16 protein-coding genes are annotated in these 16190 nt (G+C 63.5%); 10 read left to right on the forward strand and 6 right to left on the reverse strand.

Annotation, left to right across the window (positions count from 1 at the left end; translation table 11 throughout):
- Positions 1-24 precede the first annotated feature (24 nt).
- A complete protein-coding gene (locus ACN0X9_RS14860) occupies positions 25-600 on the forward strand; it encodes a cob(I)yrinic acid a,c-diamide adenosyltransferase (protein WP_417488365.1) in 576 nt (191 codons plus the stop codon).
- A gap of 112 nt (positions 601-712) precedes the next feature.
- Positions 713-1294, forward strand: coding sequence for a YceI family protein (locus tag ACN0X9_RS14865; protein WP_417488351.1), 582 nt, complete (start codon positions 713-715; stop codon positions 1292-1294).
- Positions 1295-1368: 74 nt separating this feature from the next.
- On the opposite strand, the gene ACN0X9_RS14870 is transcribed toward ACN0X9_RS14865, so the two are convergent.
- Positions 1369-2721 (reverse strand): serine hydrolase domain-containing protein, encoded by a 1353-nt coding sequence (locus ACN0X9_RS14870; protein WP_417488352.1) that lies wholly within the window; start codon positions 2719-2721, stop codon positions 1369-1371.
- Positions 2722-2967: 246 nt separating this feature from the next.
- Between ACN0X9_RS14870 and ACN0X9_RS14875 the strand changes: the two genes are divergently transcribed.
- The 4 genes from ACN0X9_RS14875 to ACN0X9_RS14890 all read left to right on the forward strand — a co-directional run bounded on the left by ACN0X9_RS14875 (position 2968) and on the right by ACN0X9_RS14890 (position 5857).
- The gene (locus ACN0X9_RS14875) at positions 2968-3330 is read left to right on the forward strand and encodes a PadR family transcriptional regulator (RefSeq protein WP_011644298.1); all 363 of its coding nucleotides are present in this window, start codon (positions 2968-2970) and stop codon (positions 3328-3330) included.
- Positions 3330-3881, forward strand: coding sequence for a hypothetical protein (locus tag ACN0X9_RS14880; RefSeq protein WP_417488353.1), 552 nt, complete (start codon positions 3330-3332; stop codon positions 3879-3881). Before ACN0X9_RS14875 ends, ACN0X9_RS14880 begins: the two co-directional genes overlap by 1 nt.
- A gap of 294 nt (positions 3882-4175) precedes the next feature.
- Positions 4176-4925 carry an electron transfer flavoprotein subunit beta/FixA family protein gene (locus tag ACN0X9_RS14885; RefSeq protein WP_417488354.1) on the forward strand — a complete coding sequence of 250 codons (750 nt, stop codon included), beginning with the start codon at positions 4176-4178 and terminating at the stop codon, positions 4923-4925.
- A gap of 2 nt (positions 4926-4927) precedes the next feature.
- Complete coding sequence (locus ACN0X9_RS14890) at positions 4928-5857, forward strand: electron transfer flavoprotein subunit alpha/FixB family protein (protein ID WP_417488355.1); 930 nt, start codon at positions 4928-4930, stop codon at positions 5855-5857.
- A 69-nt stretch (positions 5858-5926) separates the two neighbouring features.
- Here ACN0X9_RS14890 and ACN0X9_RS14895 read toward each other — a convergent pair whose 3' ends face one another.
- The 4 genes from ACN0X9_RS14895 to ACN0X9_RS14910 form a co-directional block, all read right to left on the reverse strand.
- Complete coding sequence (locus ACN0X9_RS14895; protein WP_417488356.1) at positions 5927-7339, reverse strand: amidohydrolase family protein; 1413 nt, start codon at positions 7337-7339, stop codon at positions 5927-5929.
- Positions 7340-7427: 88 nt separating this feature from the next.
- Positions 7428-8540: a helix-turn-helix transcriptional regulator gene (locus ACN0X9_RS14900; protein WP_417488357.1), complete on the reverse strand. Its 1113-nt coding sequence runs from the start codon at positions 8538-8540 to the stop codon at positions 7428-7430.
- Positions 8541-8605: 65 nt separating this feature from the next.
- Positions 8606-8905, reverse strand: coding sequence for a hypothetical protein (locus tag ACN0X9_RS14905; RefSeq protein WP_417488358.1), 300 nt, complete (start codon positions 8903-8905; stop codon positions 8606-8608).
- Between the two features lie 9 nt (positions 8906-8914).
- Positions 8915-9952, reverse strand: a complete 1038-nt coding sequence (locus tag ACN0X9_RS14910) for a phytase (protein ID WP_417488359.1) — start codon at positions 9950-9952, stop codon at positions 8915-8917.
- Positions 9953-10190: 238 nt separating this feature from the next.
- Here ACN0X9_RS14910 and ACN0X9_RS14915 point away from each other — a divergent pair, with 238 nt between their 5' ends.
- Positions 10191-12998 carry a TonB-dependent receptor gene (locus ACN0X9_RS14915; protein ID WP_417488360.1) on the forward strand — a complete coding sequence of 936 codons (2808 nt, stop codon included), beginning with the start codon at positions 10191-10193 and terminating at the stop codon, positions 12996-12998.
- Positions 12999-13329: 331 nt separating this feature from the next.
- Here the strand turns inward: ACN0X9_RS14915 and ACN0X9_RS14920 are convergent, their stop codons facing one another.
- Positions 13330-13917: a TlpA family protein disulfide reductase gene (locus tag ACN0X9_RS14920; protein ID WP_417488361.1), complete on the reverse strand. Its 588-nt coding sequence runs from the start codon at positions 13915-13917 to the stop codon at positions 13330-13332.
- 26 nt (positions 13918-13943) lie between these two features.
- Here ACN0X9_RS14920 and argH point away from each other — a divergent pair, with 26 nt between their 5' ends.
- The 3 genes from argH to ACN0X9_RS14935 all read left to right on the forward strand — a co-directional run.
- Positions 13944-15362: an argininosuccinate lyase gene (gene argH / locus ACN0X9_RS14925; RefSeq protein ID WP_417488362.1), complete on the forward strand. Its 1419-nt coding sequence runs from the start codon at positions 13944-13946 to the stop codon at positions 15360-15362.
- Between the two features lie 11 nt (positions 15363-15373).
- Positions 15374-15511, forward strand: a complete 138-nt coding sequence (gene lptM / locus ACN0X9_RS14930) for an LPS translocon maturation chaperone LptM (RefSeq protein WP_417488363.1) — start codon at positions 15374-15376, stop codon at positions 15509-15511.
- A gap of 80 nt (positions 15512-15591) precedes the next feature.
- Positions 15592-16190 (forward strand): DUF4175 family protein (locus ACN0X9_RS14935; RefSeq protein WP_417488364.1); only part of this gene is annotated, 599 nt, incomplete at its 3' end.

The following is a 16190-nucleotide window of genomic DNA, read 5'->3' on the forward strand; positions in this document are numbered from 1 at the left end:
CGTCCTGACGCTAAGACTGGCGCCATGGTCCGTCTCACGAAAATCTACACGCGCACCGGCGACGCCGGATCGACCCGGCTGGGTGACATGTCGCAGACAGTCAAACACGACCCGCGCGTTGACGCCTACGGGGATGTCGACGAGGCCAATTCCTCTATCGGCCTGGCGCGCGCCGCCTTGATATCGAACGACCCCCTCGATCCGCCCCTCGCCCGCATCCAGAATGACCTGTTCGATCTGGGCGCCGACCTGTGCGTCCCCGAGAGCGACACTCCGCCGGACTACGAGCCGCTACGGGTCACAGCAGCGCAGGTGGACTGGCTGGAAACCGAGATCGACCGGCTCAATGCGCGGCTGGAGCCCTTGAACTCCTTCATCCTGCCGGGCGGTAGCGAGGCCGCCGCGCGCCTGCATGTCTGCCGTACCGTCTGCCGCCGCGCCGAGCGCAAGGTCTCGGCCCTGATGGCGGGAGGCGTGACACTCAACCCGATTGTGCTGACCTATCTCAACCGCTTGTCGGACCTGCTTTTCGTGATGGCGCGTACCGCCAATGAGGAAGGCCGCGCGGATGTGCTCTGGGTGCCAGGCAAGGACCGCTGAATTGTCTCATTGTTTCCGCATTGGAAACATCAACTTCCCTTCAGCCCGGTCGACAAGATGTCGCAACTCCCTATCTGTAGGCTCATCAGTTCTGTCCATACGGAGTTACCGCATGACCCGCCTTTTCCTCGCCGCTTCCACGGCCCTGCTCATCGCCGGCGCCGCCCAGGCCGAACCGATCAGCTATGAGTTCGACAAGTCGCACACCCTGATCGAAGCCCGCTGGGAGCATCAGGGCTATTCGACGATGTCGCTCCAGTTCACCGACTATGACGGCACGCTCGATCTCGATCTCGACATGCCCGAGAATTCGGCCGTCGACATCACCTTCAACCTGATCGACGGTTTCTGGGTCGGCGCCAATCAGGACCGTTTCATCACCCATTTGAATTCCGCCGATTTCTTCGAGACCGAGGTCAATCCGACGGCCCATTTCGTGGCGACCGGGTTTGCGACCGAAGATGGCGAAACCGGTACGATGACCGGTGATCTGACCATGAATGGCGTGACCAACCCGGTCAGCCTGGCCGTGACGTTGAACCAGGTCGGCGAGACCCGGGACGGCGCGTCCAAGCTGGGCTTCACGGCGACCGGTTCGCTGATGCGCTCGGAGTGGGACATGGGCTTTGCTGTCCCCTACGTCTCCGACGAGATCGAGCTCTTCATCTCGACCGAATTGACGGCGGCTGAATAAGCTCAACGGCCTGACAAATGAGAATGAGGGGGCCTGTCCGGCGGACAGGCCCCTTTTTTCATGGCCGATCGAATTCAGCGCCGATTTCGCGGGCTGGACCAGAGACACAGGGTCAGGATGGCAAACAGGCTTGTCACGGCAATCGACACCCCTTCCAGCTCATCCACCGGCACTTCATCGATGAAAATGGTTTGGGTCCGCCAGATCACGGAATTCGTCCAGAACATCCAGATCAGGAAGAGTGTTGCGGCGAGTGTGAGGAAGGCCAAGAAGAGACGCCCACTCAGGCGCAGCGGCCCCCGACCCGTCGGGCGCAGGGTCAGAACGCGCTTGCCGGCAACGCCGCCCGCCACAAGCCAATAGACCCAGAACAGGCCGACGGCTCCGACGCCCCAGCTGACCCAGGTCAGCTGATGCGTCAGGGACACCGCCTCGTCGCAGCGCGCCGCGCCGTCATCGCTCTCCATCAGGCCCAGCCAGGCGCAGCTAAGATCAAAGTCAAGCTGCGCGCCCGAAGTCGCATTGGTGAGAAAGTAGAAGCCGTCGCCGGTATCGGGGCGAATATAAATTTGTCCATTCCATGAGGAATTATTCCCCCCGTGGCCATAGAGCATTCCGTCCGGGGTTTCCCAGCGCGAATAGCTCATGGCGAAACGTGGATTGGGGTCGGTCGGCGTGAAGGCCTGTTCCAGGCTGTCGGTGGTCAGTACGCCGCCGCCCGTCATGTGCGCCAACAGGAAGTTTTCGATATCACCGCCCGAGGCATAGCCACCCGCGGCTGTCAGCGCGACATCGCGCAAGTCCTCGATAGGCTGGCGATAATAATTGAAGGCTTGCGACACGGTGGGCAGTCGCGACGCGTCAAAGCCGGACATCGTCATGCCGAGCGGGTCGAAAACATGTTGGCGGGCGATAGTATCAAAGTCCTGCCCGGTCACGGTCTCGACCAGGATTTGCAGCAGGACATAGCCGCCACCGGAATAGCGCCGGTGCTCACCGGGCTGATAGGCGACGCGGAGAGGCGCGTAATTTTCGCTGAGATCGACCGCGTCTTCGGGCTGTTCTTCGTGAACGCCCCAGCCGCCATAGCCCGGCTGGTTGGTCCCCGCCGTATGCTGAAGAAGCCGCCGGACGGTGACCGCCTCCGGCGCATGCTCGCCATAGTCCGGCTCATAGGGCAGGTCATAAGTCGACAAGGGCGCGTCCAGGTCGATAACCCCGTCCTGCGCCAGGCTGAGGACGGTCCAGACTGCCAGGGGCTTGGAGATTGATCCGAGATTGAAGGCTGTCGCATCCGTAACCGGTGCACCGTCGCCGTCCGAGCGGCCTTCACGCGCCTGCCAGACCATCTCACCGTCCCGGATCACGCCGGCCGCGACACCGGCAATCGAATAGCGCTGCATCGCCTGATCCAGAACATCATCCATCTGCGCCGCTATCTCCGAGTCGGAACTCCCGGGCTCGAGGCCACGGATTTGCCGGAGCCCGATTGCCGACAAGCTTGCACTCACAACCAGAACAGCCAGGCAAACGGCTCTCAATTTCATCAGGGGCGACATGTCCGATCCTTTCACCTCAACGTTGGTGATACCAACTACTATGCATTGCTATATATCTTGCTAAACCGATATACAAGCCATAGGAAGGGAGCTCGATCAGCGAGGCAGGAATTCATGACCGGGACGGAGATGGAAGACATTCTCGACCGCTGGAGCTCCCAGGCTCGCAAGGGGTATTTCGAGATGTTGCTTCTGGCGCGTCTGCAGGCCGGGCGGGCATATGGCTACCAGATTGTCGCCGCCCTGAAGCAGGCGCCCGGCTTTGAGAACCTGGCCGAAGGCACGGTCTATCCGGTGCTTACACGCATGAGAAAAGACGGGCTCGTCACAGCCGAATGGGTGGCCGACGATTCCGGGCCGCCCCGCAAATATTACACCGTGACGGAATTGGGTGCCCACACGCTTGATGCCATGCGCGAGATCTGGCGCCGCATGGACGAGGTCCTGTTGGCACAACATGCAAAGGAGGCGTCCTGATGCGCATGACCCTGGAGCTCACCACGGCCGAAGCGCGCCGCCTCTGGGCCGACTTCCTGAGACGCCTGGACTGGGCCAATCGCGAGCTTGGCACCGAAGATCGGGCCGAAGCCCGGGCCGAGGCCGCCGCACACATGCGTGAAGCGATGGGCGACGCGCGGGCGGACGACGAAGTCGACCGGCTGCTGGCGGCCATAGCGGAGTTCGGCGACCCGCCGGCCCCGCCACCCGTCTGGCTCAAGCCAGCCGCCGTGATCGGGCATTATCTTTCGATCATGGTGATTGGCGTGACGGGACTGATCGTCCTCGTCTTCGCGCACATGGCCATCATGGAAATCATCAACCCGGCCGGGGTCGGTCTCTGGGTTTACCCCGATGACAGCGCGCTTACGCTTTCCTATGAGGCCCAGCCAGGTGCCGATGAAATCCTCGGAGCCGGCTTCATTCCGGTGATGCTGGCAGTTTGCGCGGTCCTGAGCGGTGCGATTTACGGGCTGTGGCGGTTCGCCCTGTCGCCGCGCGGGCCGGTCGCCGGATGGATGAAGCCCTGACCGGCAAGCGCCTGCCTGCGACAAAGACGGTCAAGCCACAGCGACCGGAACATACCGAAAAACCGAAAAATGGACGAGCGCCGAAACGCCTTGCCGCATCACACGCTGCCACCATTAACATATGGACCCACTCTCCACGCCCCACCAAGCCATACCAGCAATACCGCAACTGCGAATTGACGTTCGCGTAAGCCAGCTGGACGCATTGACTTACCGCACGGGCGAAGGCAGGTTTCCGGCCTATTCTTGTCAGGTGCGCAGACCATCCCGCGCGCGGCCAATCGGAGCCCCAGCATGAAGATTCTCGTCCCCGTCAAACGGGTCGTCGATTACAACGTGAAGGTTCGTGTCAAACCCGATCAAACGGGCGTCGACCTCGCGAATGTCAAAATGTCCATGAACCCGTTCTGCGAGATCGCGGTCGAAGAAGCGATCCGCCTCAAGGAAAAGGGTGTGGCCGAAGAGATCATCGTGGTCTCGGTCGGTCCGGCCCAGGCCCAGGAGACGATCCGCACGGCCCTGGCCATGGGCGCCGATCGCGGCATCCTGATCCAGACCGATGATGCGGTTGAACCGCTCGCCGTCGCCAAGCTCCTGAAGGCCGTGGTCGACGAGGAGAGCCCGGAAATCGTGCTGCTCGGCAAGCAGGCCATTGATGGCGACAATAACCAGACCGGCCAGATGCTCGCCGCCCTGCTGGACTGGCCGCAGGGCACATTCGCCTCGGAAGTGGCGATCGCTGACGGCAAGGCTTCGGTCACGCGCGAGATCGATGGCGGTCTGCAGACCCTGTCCCTCACCCTGCCGGCCATTGTCACCACCGACCTGCGCCTCAACGAGCCGCGTTATGCGTCCCTGCCGAACATCATGAAGGCCAAGCGCAAGCCGATCGACACCAAGACCCCGGCCGATTACGGCGTCGACACCGCGCCGCGCCTGAGCGTGGTGAAGGTCACCGAACCGCCGAAACGCGAAGCCGGGATCAAGGTCGAAAGCGTCGCCGAACTGGTCGACAAGCTGAAAAATGAAGCGGGAGTGATCTGACCATGACTGTTCTCGTTATTGCCGAACACGACAATGCCACGCTGAACGACGCCACCCGCGCCGTCGTCACGGCCGCCAAGGCGCTGGGCGGCGACGTCCACGTTCTGGTCGCCGGCTCGAACGCCCAGGCTGTCGCCGATGCGGCTGCCAAGCTGGACGGCGTCGCCAAGGTGCTGCACGCGGAAAGCGATGTGCTGGCCAAGCCGACGGCGGAAGCCCTCGACGCGCTGGTCACGCCGCTGATGGCCGATTATGACGCCGTGCTGGCCGCCGCCACGACCTCGGGCAAAAACTTCATGCCCCGCGTTGCCGCCAAGCTCGATGTCATGCAGATCTCGGAAATCTCCGAGGTCGTCGCCCCCGACACCTTCGTGCGCCCGGTCTATGCCGGCAATGCGATGATGACGGTGAAGTCGTCCGACGCGAAGAAAGTCATCACGGTCCGCCCGACCACGTTCGAGAAGGCCGGCGATGGCGGCTCTGCCAGCATCGAGGATCTCGGTGCCGCCTCCGGTCCGTTCAAGTCGGAATTCGTCTCCGAAGAGCTGTCCAAGTCGGACCGTCCGGAACTGACCGCGGCCAAGATCGTCATCTCCGGCGGTCGCGGCATGCAGTCCGGGGACAATTTCCACCTGCTCGACAAGATCGCCGACAAGCTGGGCGCCGCCGTCGGCGCCTCGCGCGCCGCGGTTGATGCCGGCTATGTCCCGAACGACTACCAGGTCGGCCAGACCGGCAAGGTCGTCGCGCCGGAGCTCTACATTGCCGTTGGCATTTCCGGTGCCATCCAGCACCTCGCCGGCATGAAGGACTCCAAGGTCATCGTCGCCATCAACAAGGACGAGGAAGCCCCGATCTTCCAGGTCGCCGATTACGGCCTGGTCGCGGACCTCTTCAACGCCCTGCCCGAGCTCGACGAAGCGCTCGGCTGATCCAGGCGACACCACGAACCGACCAAGGCCCGGCTGCGACAGCCGGGCCTTTTTCGTAATCCGGGCGAGTTACCAGATGGCAAGTTGGTGCTGACCCAGGCGCCACCAGGTGCGCAGCGAGGACGGATGTTTTGCCGCCTCGGCCAGCTCATCAAGCCGGTCCCGATCGAGCCAGCGACCATCCCGCATCACCGCTTCAAGGTCATGCAGGTGGGATATGTCCTGTGTCGGATCACCGTCCACCAGGATGAGGTCAGCGGCGCAGCCGACTGCCAGGCAGCCGATCTGCCCGCCCATCCCCAGCACGTCCGCGCCATTCAGGGTGGCCGCCTGGATGGCCTCGAGCGAGGTCAGACCGGCTTCCACAAGGATTTCCATCTCTCGCAAGGTCGAGACGCCATGCGGCGAGACCATCACGCCGGAATCCGTGCCCACGGTCAGTGGCACGCCGGCCTGGTGAAGCGCGCCGGTGAAGGCAACGTAGAAGGCCTGCATCCGGGTCCGGTCGTCATGCGGATAATCGCTCCAGAAGGCCCACCCGTCACGCTCGAAGCTGGCGACCACCGGATTGTAGCCGGTCATCTCGGGACGGGTGATGTGAGCCCCCTCGGTCTCCACGATCCGGGCCAGGTTTTCGTGCACGACAAGGGTCGGATCCACGACCGTCCCGGAAGCGGCGATCCGACGGGCCAGGGCGTGCATGCGGTCCGGGTCCATGTCATCGTCCAGCCCGTACCAGACGATCGACTCGGCGTGCTCGAGCGTTCGCAGACCGGCATCCAGCGACGCCTCGAAAGGCAGCGGATCGGTTTCTGTCCCTTCAACCGGGTGACCGCTCATCGTCATCCCCAGCGCGGCGGCTTCGTCGCGGATGGCGGCAAAACTCTCGCGGGACAGGTTCGAATAGACTTTCAGATGGCGAAAGCCAGCAGCGTGCTGACGCCGGACTGCCGCCCGTGCCTCGTCCGCGCCGGCGACCGCCTCATGCAGGTCATTGCCGTTGCGCCCGCCGGTTTCATTGAGAATGGGACCGGTCGTGATCAGGCGTGGGCCCAGAATCTCGCCCCGTTCAATCCGCTCGACCAGAGGCAGGTGGAACGGCATGCCACCCATATTGCGTACCGTGGTGACGCCGTGTGACAGGCCGGCCGCGAGATCGGTCTCATCGAACACATGCACATGGACATCGATGAGGCCGGGCATCAGCGTTCGGCCCTGCGCATCGATCCGGTTGAGCCCGTCCGCTGCAGCCGGCACCGGCCCGCTTCCCAGCCACTCGATACGGCCATTGACAACCAGTACCGAAGCATCCGGCCGCGCAGCGCCGGTTGCCGGATCGAGCAGCACCGCGTTTTCGATCAACCAGGACCGGTTCCCGTCCCGGTCCGGCTGCATGGCCGCGGGCATCTGCCAGGCCGAAGCGATGAAGGCGGTCACACCCGCCAGAAGAACGGCCACCACGACCAGGATTGTGCGCAACATGTCTGTCTCCCGTTTGTTGACGGGAAGACAGGAGCACGGGGTCGGGAACAGGTCGTCCGACATCCGGATTCCGGACGTCCGGGATTTGTCAGCGGGCGTCGTGCCCGGTTTCCGCACCCGTCGCGTTTGCCGCCAGGGCCTCGAAATAGGCCGAGGGTGTCTGGCCGGTTTCGCGCTTGAAGACCGAGTTGAAGACCGACTTCGAGCTGAAGCCAGCCGTGTAGGCCAGATCGATCAGCCGCCGCTTTTCCGGCCCTGCGACATCGTCCTTCATCATCGCGCACACATCCTCGATGCGCAGCGCGTTGATGTAGTCATTGAAGTTGCGACCGGTCTCCGACTTGATCGCCACCGACACCGCCCGCTCGGCCAAACGGGCTGCCGTGGCGACCTCCTGCCGGGTCAATCGGGGTTCCGTGTAGAGTGCCTCGCCTCGCACGACCGCGTCGATCCGCTGGTATGTGGACGCATGGTCAGCGTCAGTCGTTGAGCCCGCCCCTGCGTCGACAGGATTCATCGGCCTGCCACGCCACGAAACGAGCGCCCCGTCGTCGAGCCCCGTAAACAAGCGACCATGCCGGACGGCGAGGACGATCAGGACGCAGACGAATACAAGGGAGATCGCAATCTGAAAGACATAGGCCGATTGGGTCCCCAGCCAGGGCCAGTAGGGATGCAGCCAGTGCGCATCCATGCGAGCTATGTCGAATATGCCGTCCACAACGTAGAACGCGATCAGCCCCATCATCCAGTTCAGCTGGATGGTCTGGGCGTCGGAGCGTGTTTCGCGGGTGGCTTGGTGGAAGCGATGGATCATCACGATAGTGGCCGCCGAATAGGCGAACAGGCTGAGCCGCGCGGCATGCTCGACCAGGCCCACCCACGGTGTCAAAAACAGGGCGACAAGGAAGGGCAGCCCATGCGGCAAGTCGTGCCTGCGCAGACCCGGCCCGGACAGCATCACGCCGCGGGCAACCAGATAGACCAGCGGCGGATAGGCGAGACGGAAGGCCGGCGTTACGAGCCAGATGTCGCGAAATCCGGCGACCTCCTCCAGAAAATTGAAGGCCATCCAGAGCACGGACATCGCCATCAGGGCGGACGCCGCCCGCAGCCGCGGCTGCGACACCGTCAGGGCGACCCCGAGGCCGGCGACCGCGATCAGGGCAAATTGCAGGAGATTGACAGCCGACAGGATCATCGCGCCAGACTAGCCCCGTCGTTGACGCTGGCAATCCATGGCAGCGCCAGGGCCCGGTGGCACGATCACGCTTTCCACCCCCGGAAGGCGCGGTACTCGCGAATTCCGGCGAGTGCACGATGGGCCGCCGTCTCGTCGCGACTGCCGAAGGCATCGACGATCAGGCGGTAGAGGTGTTCGGGTGCTTCCCGCAGATGGTCCGATCCCATGAGGCCGGGATCGGGGACGACGCCACTCTCGACCGAACCGATCAGGGCCTGCTCGATCCGCCACAACTCGCCGCGCAAACCGCCGTCGCGCGACCTGTGCCCGAGGAACAGGACCGCGAGAACAACGATCAGGGCGAGTGGAACCAGAAGAGCCATGGCCCAACTTTATTCGCTCGGCGTTGATGCCTCAATCGCCGCAATCACCGACCGCAGGTCGACGAATTTGAAATTCTGGCCACCCGTGTCGTTTTCATCGTCCTGGACGACCAGCACCCCGGCCGGGAAATCCGGGCCGAGATTGGCCGCCGAGATGTCCAGACCGTCAGTGTGAGTGGCGCCGTCAATGGCGGCATCGACAATCTGCAGCCGGGTCACGAAGTCACGCGTTTCCAGGTCATAGACGGCATAGGTGTTGTCGCCCTGGCTCGACACGACCAGCCAGCCACCGCGCTCGCCCTGCGGCAGAAGGGCGGCGCCTTCGGCATCCGCGGCGATTTCCCGCCCATCGGTGACGGCGATGGGTTGCGGCTCGGTCGGGTCGGTCGGCTCGGCCCCCATGGTCCAGACGCCGACATTCTCCTCATTCATGTAGAGCTGGCCGGTCCGGTCATCGGCGACGCAGCCCTCGGCAATCGTCCCCAGCGTGACGCGGCGCACTTCCTGCGTCGTCACGACCGTCCCGTCCCAGCCCAGCGCGTACTGGACAAAGGTCCCCGGCTCCTTGTCGGACAGGAAGGCATAGAGCGACTGGTCGACCGGCGAGCGATAGAGACAGAAGCCATACGGCTCGGTCACGTCCGCAACAGTGACAGCGCCCGCATAGCTGACGGCCCGGCTGGCGGGATCGATAAAGAAGAAGGCGATGCCACCATTGGACCGGTCCGACGCGGCAGCCAGATCGACGACGTGGTCACCGAGGTCAAATCCGTAGCGGACATCGACATTGTTGAGGCGGCCTTCGGGCAGAAAGGCATGCTCGGCGCCGGACATGGTGTAGACATAGACGCCATTATCCTTGTCGGTCCCGAAGATGAGACTGTCGGCCGGGTCTTCCGCGACCCAGACCGCCGGATCATCTGCGGCGTCGCCCGTGCCGGCCACGCTGGCGGTTTCCACGACGGCCTCGATCGCAACCGGCGGCAGGCCCTGGCTGCACGCGGCGACCACACTGGCCGTCGCAAGAAGTCCCAACACATGTCTCATCACATATCTCCCTGCTCACGGCGCGCGGATAGCATGGAGGCGCGACTGCGCTAAGCCGATTTCGGCGACAATTCCGTGACGAATCCTTCGGTGATTCCGGTTGTCACGAAATGCCCAAGAAAACGACACGGAGGTGAGATGCAATCGTCATCAACGTGTCGCCACTGGCCGCGCATAGAGACCCCAACTTTGCCCGCCCGGGCAAGGCACCAGTCATGTCCATGTGAGGGGGACTCCCATGAAAAAGACCATCGCCATGCTTGGCACGGCCTCCGTTCTCGCGCTCGCCGCCGCCACCGCAGCCCATGCCGGCACCATTGCCGGACGCGTCACCGACGCCTCTGAAACCATCGGCCTTGAAGGCGCCACGGTGCGCATCGTCGAGACCGGCCAGACCGCCACGGTCGGTGCTGACGGTACATTCCGTGTCACCGGCCTCGCGGCGGGCGACTACACGCTGCGCGTCAGCTATATCGGTGCGGACGTTCGCGAAGTCAGCGTCAATCTCGCCACGGTGAGCGACACCGTCTCGCCGACCATCACGCTCGGCGACGATGTCGACTATGTCGAGAACATCCTCGTCATGGGCCAGCGCGGCGCCCTCAATTCCGCCCTTTCGCGCCAGCGCGCGAATGATGGCAATGTCGCCGTCCTGTCTTCGGACGCCATCGGCCAGTTCCCGGACGAGAATGTTGCCGAGGCCGCCCGCCGCGCTGTCGGCGTGAACGTGCTCAACGACCAGGGTGAAGGCCGCTTCGTCTCGATCCGCGGTCTCGATCCGAACCTCGTCTCCACCTCGATCAATGGCGTCCGCCTGGTGTCGCCGGAAGCCGAAGACCGCCAGGTCGGCCTCGACGTCATCGACGCCGACGTGCTCTCCAGCGTGGTGATCAACAAGTCGCTCCTGCCGAACATGGATGGCGACAGTGTTGGCGGTAATGTCGAGATCGAAACCATGTCCGGCCTGGATGTCGACGGCATGTATCTGCGCGCCCGCGTCGCCGGCCTCTACTCCGACCTGGAGCAGGAATTCGGCCATCGCGGCTCGATCAACTGGGCCAACAACTTCATGGACGGCCGCCTCGGTGTTGCCGGTTCGCTGTCCTTCCAGCAGCGCGTCTTCGGCTCCGACAGCTTCGAAGTCGATGGTGGCTGGGATGTCGATGAAAGCGTTGCCTTCCCGAATGAAGTCGAGATGCGCAACTACCAGGTGACCCGCGAACGCACGACCGCGGCCCTTAACTTCGACTACCGCGTCAACAATGATCTGAGCCTCTACGCCCGCACGACCTGGTCGGACTTCTCGGACCAGGAGACCCGCAACCGGGTCGAGATCAAGTTCGAGGACGCCGAATATGACGACGTCAATTCGAGCGGCAATCTGGCTGTGTTCACAGCCGACGAGATGGAAATCGACCGCGATGTGAAAGACCGTCTGGAAACCCAGACAATCTTCGCCTCCGATTTCGGTGGTGAGTGGCTGAACGGCAATACATCGATCGACTGGTCGCTGTCCTACGTCTACGCCGAGGAAGCCGAACCGAACCGTCTCGACACCGATTTCAGCTATGAATTCGAGAATGGCGAGCTCTTCACGGTCGACTCCACCAACCCGCTCCGCCCGGAGCTCGGCTTTGGTGGCGGCATCACGACGGACCGTGTGTTCGACGCCACCAACTACGAGAACGCCGGCTACGAGCTGACCAACGGCCTGTCGCAGGACCGCGAATACGCCGCTGCCATCAATGTCCGCCACGACATGGATTTCGGCACCATGCCGGGCTACGTCCAATACGGTGTCCGGGCCCGTACCCGCGACAAGAAATTCGCCCTGGATTTCGACGTTTATGATGATGACAGCCTGCTGCTGTCAGACGTGGTCCGCTCGGTCGAGTACGGCCAGGGCCCGATCGGCCCGGTTGCCGATCCTTCGCAGGTTCGCGATTACTTCTTCTCCAACCTCGGCACGCTCGACTATGTCGGCATCGACAGTGATATCGACAGCTTCGGCGCCTCCTACCGCGTCGAGGAAGATGTCATGGCCGGCTATCTGATGGGTTCGGTCGAGAACGGCCCGCTGCGCCTGGTCGGTGGTGTCCGTGTCGAACAGACCGACATGGCGGCTCGCGGCTATGAAACCTTCCTCGCCGAGGAAGATGCCACGGTGAACGGTGTCGTCCTGACCGAGGACACGGTGTTTGTGACCCCGACAACGGCCTCCGACGACTATACGGACGTGCTGCCCTCCATCCTGGCTCGCTACGAGCTGACCGAAAACGTGATCGTTCGCGGTGCCTATTTCGCCTCGATCCAGCGCCCCAATCCGGGTCAGTTCGCTCCCCGTGTCCTGGTCGAGCAGAATGACGACGACGAAGTCGAAGGCGAGTTCGGCAATCCGGACCTCGAGCGCCTGGAAGCCGACAATTTCGATGTCTCCATCGAATGGTATCCGAACAATGACGCCGTCGTTTACCTCGGCTATTTCCGCAAGGATCTCGACAATGTCATCGCCGGTGTCGGTTATGAGGACATCACGCTGAACGGCCGCTTCTTCGACGAGGCCGCGTCCTACATCAACCTGCCGGAAGCCGAAGTCTCAGGCATCGAGTTCAACTACCAGCAGGCGCTCGACTTCCTGCCGGTCGAAGGCTTCATCGCCGGCTTCAACTACACCGCGACCGACAGTGAGGCGACGCTCGCCGATGGCCGCGTCGTGCCGCTGCCGCGTCAATCCGACAGCGTCTGGAACGCCGTACTCGGCTATGACCGCGCCGGTTGGGACCTGCGCGCCGTGGTGTCGAGCCGCTCGGAATACCTGGACGAGATCCGCGGCGGTGCCGACGAGGATCGCTGGGTTCTCGAGCACACCCAGCTCGACCTCTCGGCCAAGTATTCCTTCAACGACACGTTCCAGATCTTCGGCGACCTGAAGAACGTCACGGACGAACCCTACCGCGCGGTCACCCGCCCGGACGGCATCGACCGTGTCGAGCAGTTCGAAGAATATGGCTGGTCGGCTGTCTTCGGTGTCCGCGTCACCTACTAAAGCGCGGCCACACCAATCGACATGAAGAGCGCTCCGGGCCGGATGGTCCGGAGCGTTTTTCGTGTCGGGGGCGAGTTTATCGCCCGGCCCGAGGCGTGCGCGGCCGGACCGCAGACAGCGCCCGGGAAACCCGGCTGCGCATCAATGGTCTGCGACACACAAGCATCGTGCATCTGTCATCCGTCCGTCGCATCGCGCTCATAGAAGAACGCCAACCCGCTCCTCCCCGAACGGGCTCGCGACTCGATTATCCCTCCGAGATGCAAACTATTGGGCCGCCCTGGTCGAGGGCGGCCCTTTTTGTATCGGCTAGTCTGCGAGGCTGTCGGCGTCAGATATTGCGGCGGATCGCGGCGCGGATCAGCGCTTGGGCATCCTCACTATTCCATTCCGCCGGAGCCGGCACGCGACCGATTTCGCGACCCAGCCCGTCATAAAGAATGGACATCGGCAGGCCGATCGCCCGCACGCGATTGGGACTGGAAAAGGTCTCGTCATGGATGAGCGGCAGATTGCCGAGCTCCATCCGGGCAAGAAACTCGCGGGCATCCTCGATCGAGCGGTCCAGCGTCACCGTGACGACCTGGAACTCATCGCCACCCAATTCCGCCTGGAGCTCGGACAGGGCCGGCATTTCCTCCACACAAGGCCCGCACCAGGTCGCCCAGTAATTCACAAGGATCACCTGGCCGCGATAGTCAGACAGCCGGACTTCACCACCGTCGCCGTCGCGATAGACCAGATCGGGTTGCGCCGGCGCATCGTCGATCGAGACGAAAGCCCGCATTTCACCATGCGCATAGCTGTCCAATGGGCCGGTTTCGCCCTTGCTCGCACCGGAAACCATCACGTATAGGAACCAGCCTATGGCGAGTACGGTCATGCCCAGTATACCAAGGCCGATCGGCGACATTTTCATCTCATTCTCCTCCACGGGACACCGACATGGCTGACGACACCTCGAGCGACGCCCCGAAACAAGCCTCCAGCGCCATGTGGGGCGGTCGCTTCTCAGCGGGCCCGTCGGCAGTGATGGAAGCCATCAACGCTTCGGTCGACATTGACCAGCGCATGGCGGACCAGGATATCGATGGTTCCCTCGCCCACAGCCGAATGTTGGCCGCAACCGGGGTGATTTCAAGCGCCGATGCTGCGGCGATCCAGCGCGGGCTCGAACAGGTCCGCTCCGAGATCCATGCCGGCGACTTCCCGTGGTCGAAAGCGCTGGAAGACGTTCACATGAATGTCGAGGCGCGATTGAAGGAAATCATCGGCGAACCGGCCGGACGTTTGCACACCGCGCGCTCGCGCAATGACCAGGTCGCCACAGATTTCCGGCTCTGGCTGCGCGATGCCTGCGACCGTATCGACGCCATGCTCGCCGCCTACCAGACGGCGCTGGTCAAGCAGGCCGAGATCCATGCCGACCAGGTCATGCCGGGATTCACCCACCTGCAAACCGCGCAACCGGTTTCGCTGGGTCACCATCTTCTCAGCTATGTCGAGGTTGCACAGCGCGATCGCGGCCGTTTCGCCGATGCCCGCAAGCGCCTCAATGAAAGCCCTCTCGGCTGTGCAGCCCTGGCCGGAACCGCCTTCCCCATCGACCGTGAGATGACCGCCAGTGATCTCGGCTTTGACCGTCCGATGGCCAATTCGCTCGACGGCGTCGCCGCGCGCGACTTCGCGCTGGAAGTGCTGTCGGCCGCCTCGATCTGCGCCGTGAACCTGTCGCGCTTTGCCGAGGAGATCGTGCTGTGGTGCACCCGCCGGTTCGGTTTCGCGACCCTGTCCGACGCCTGGTCGACCGGCTCCTCGATCATGCCGCAAAAGCGCAATCCCGACGCCGCCGAGCTGGTCCGCGCCAAGCCGGGCCGCATCATCGGCTCGCTGACCGGACTGCTGACCGTGGTGAAGGGCCTGCCGCTCGCCTATTCCAAGGACCTTCAGGAAGACAAGGCACCGGTCTTCCAGGCGATTGACGACCTGGAACTCGCCTTGCTGTCGATGGCGGGCATGGCCGGCGACCTCACCTTCTTCCCGGAAGCCCTGGAAGAGGCAGCCGGAGAAGCCTATTCCGACGCCACCGATCTCGCCGACTATGTCGTTCGCGAGCTCGGCAAGCCGTTTCGCGATGCCCATCACATCTCCGGTTCGATCGTCAAACTGGCCGAGGCCAAAGGCGTGCCACTGGCGGAGCTGTCGCTGGCCGAGATGCAAACCATCGAACCGGCTATCGACGACAGCGTTTTTTCCGTGTTGAGTGCGCGGGCATCGATGATGAGCCGCACCAGTTTTGGCGGCACGTCGCCGATCCGGGTCCGCGAACAGGTGGCGATCTGGAAGGATCGCCTGGGTTGTTGAGAGCAATTGCGATGAAACGTCTGGCCACATTCACACTTGTCGCGCTCAGCGCGCTCGCCGTCGCGGCCTGTGGCCTGCGCGGCAATCTCGACCGTCCCGACCCGCTCTGGGGCGATCCGCCGGCTGCTGAAGACGAGAGCGACGAATAGCCCGTCGCGCCCGAGCGGCTCACCAAAGTGTAATGCATCGGAGCCTCGTTATTCCGCTGCACCGTGGTAGTTTTCACGCCATGCGTCGTACGTCCTTGATCCTTGCCTGGTTTTCGCTCGTCTGGGAGCGGTCGGTTCCGGTTGTCTGGCCGGGCCTGGCCTGGGTCGCCAGCTTTGTGATTGTCGCACTGCTGGGCGTCTGGGACATGTTCGGCGACCCTTGGCGGGCGATCTATGCCATCATCACCTTCATTGTCGCCGTCTGGCTGACCCGACCGGGTGTCGCTGCCTTCCGGTGGCCGAATACGGACGAGACGGCGCGTCGGGTCGAAACCGACAGCCACATCACCGCCCGCCCCCATGAAGCCCTGACCGACTGTCCGAGCGAGGACGACCCGGTAGCCCTTCAGGTCTGGACCGAACACCGCGCCCGCATGGCCGCCCGCCTGGCCGCAGCGCGCGCCCGCCGCCCGCGCGCTGCCTGGGCCCGGTTCGACAGCTTCGCCGTGCGCGGCATGCTGGGGCTTGGCCTTGTGGTCAGCTGGTTGATTGCTGGCCCCGCCGCCCGCGACCGGGTTGGTGAGGCCTTTTCCCCCAACATGATCATCGCCGGTGGGCAGACCCTGTCGATCGATGCCTGGATCGGTCCGCCCGCTTATACCGCCCGGGCGCCGTTCTG

It is taken from the genome of Maricaulis sp. (assembly GCF_048268525.1).
GTDB lineage: Bacteria > Pseudomonadota > Alphaproteobacteria > Caulobacterales > Maricaulaceae > Maricaulis.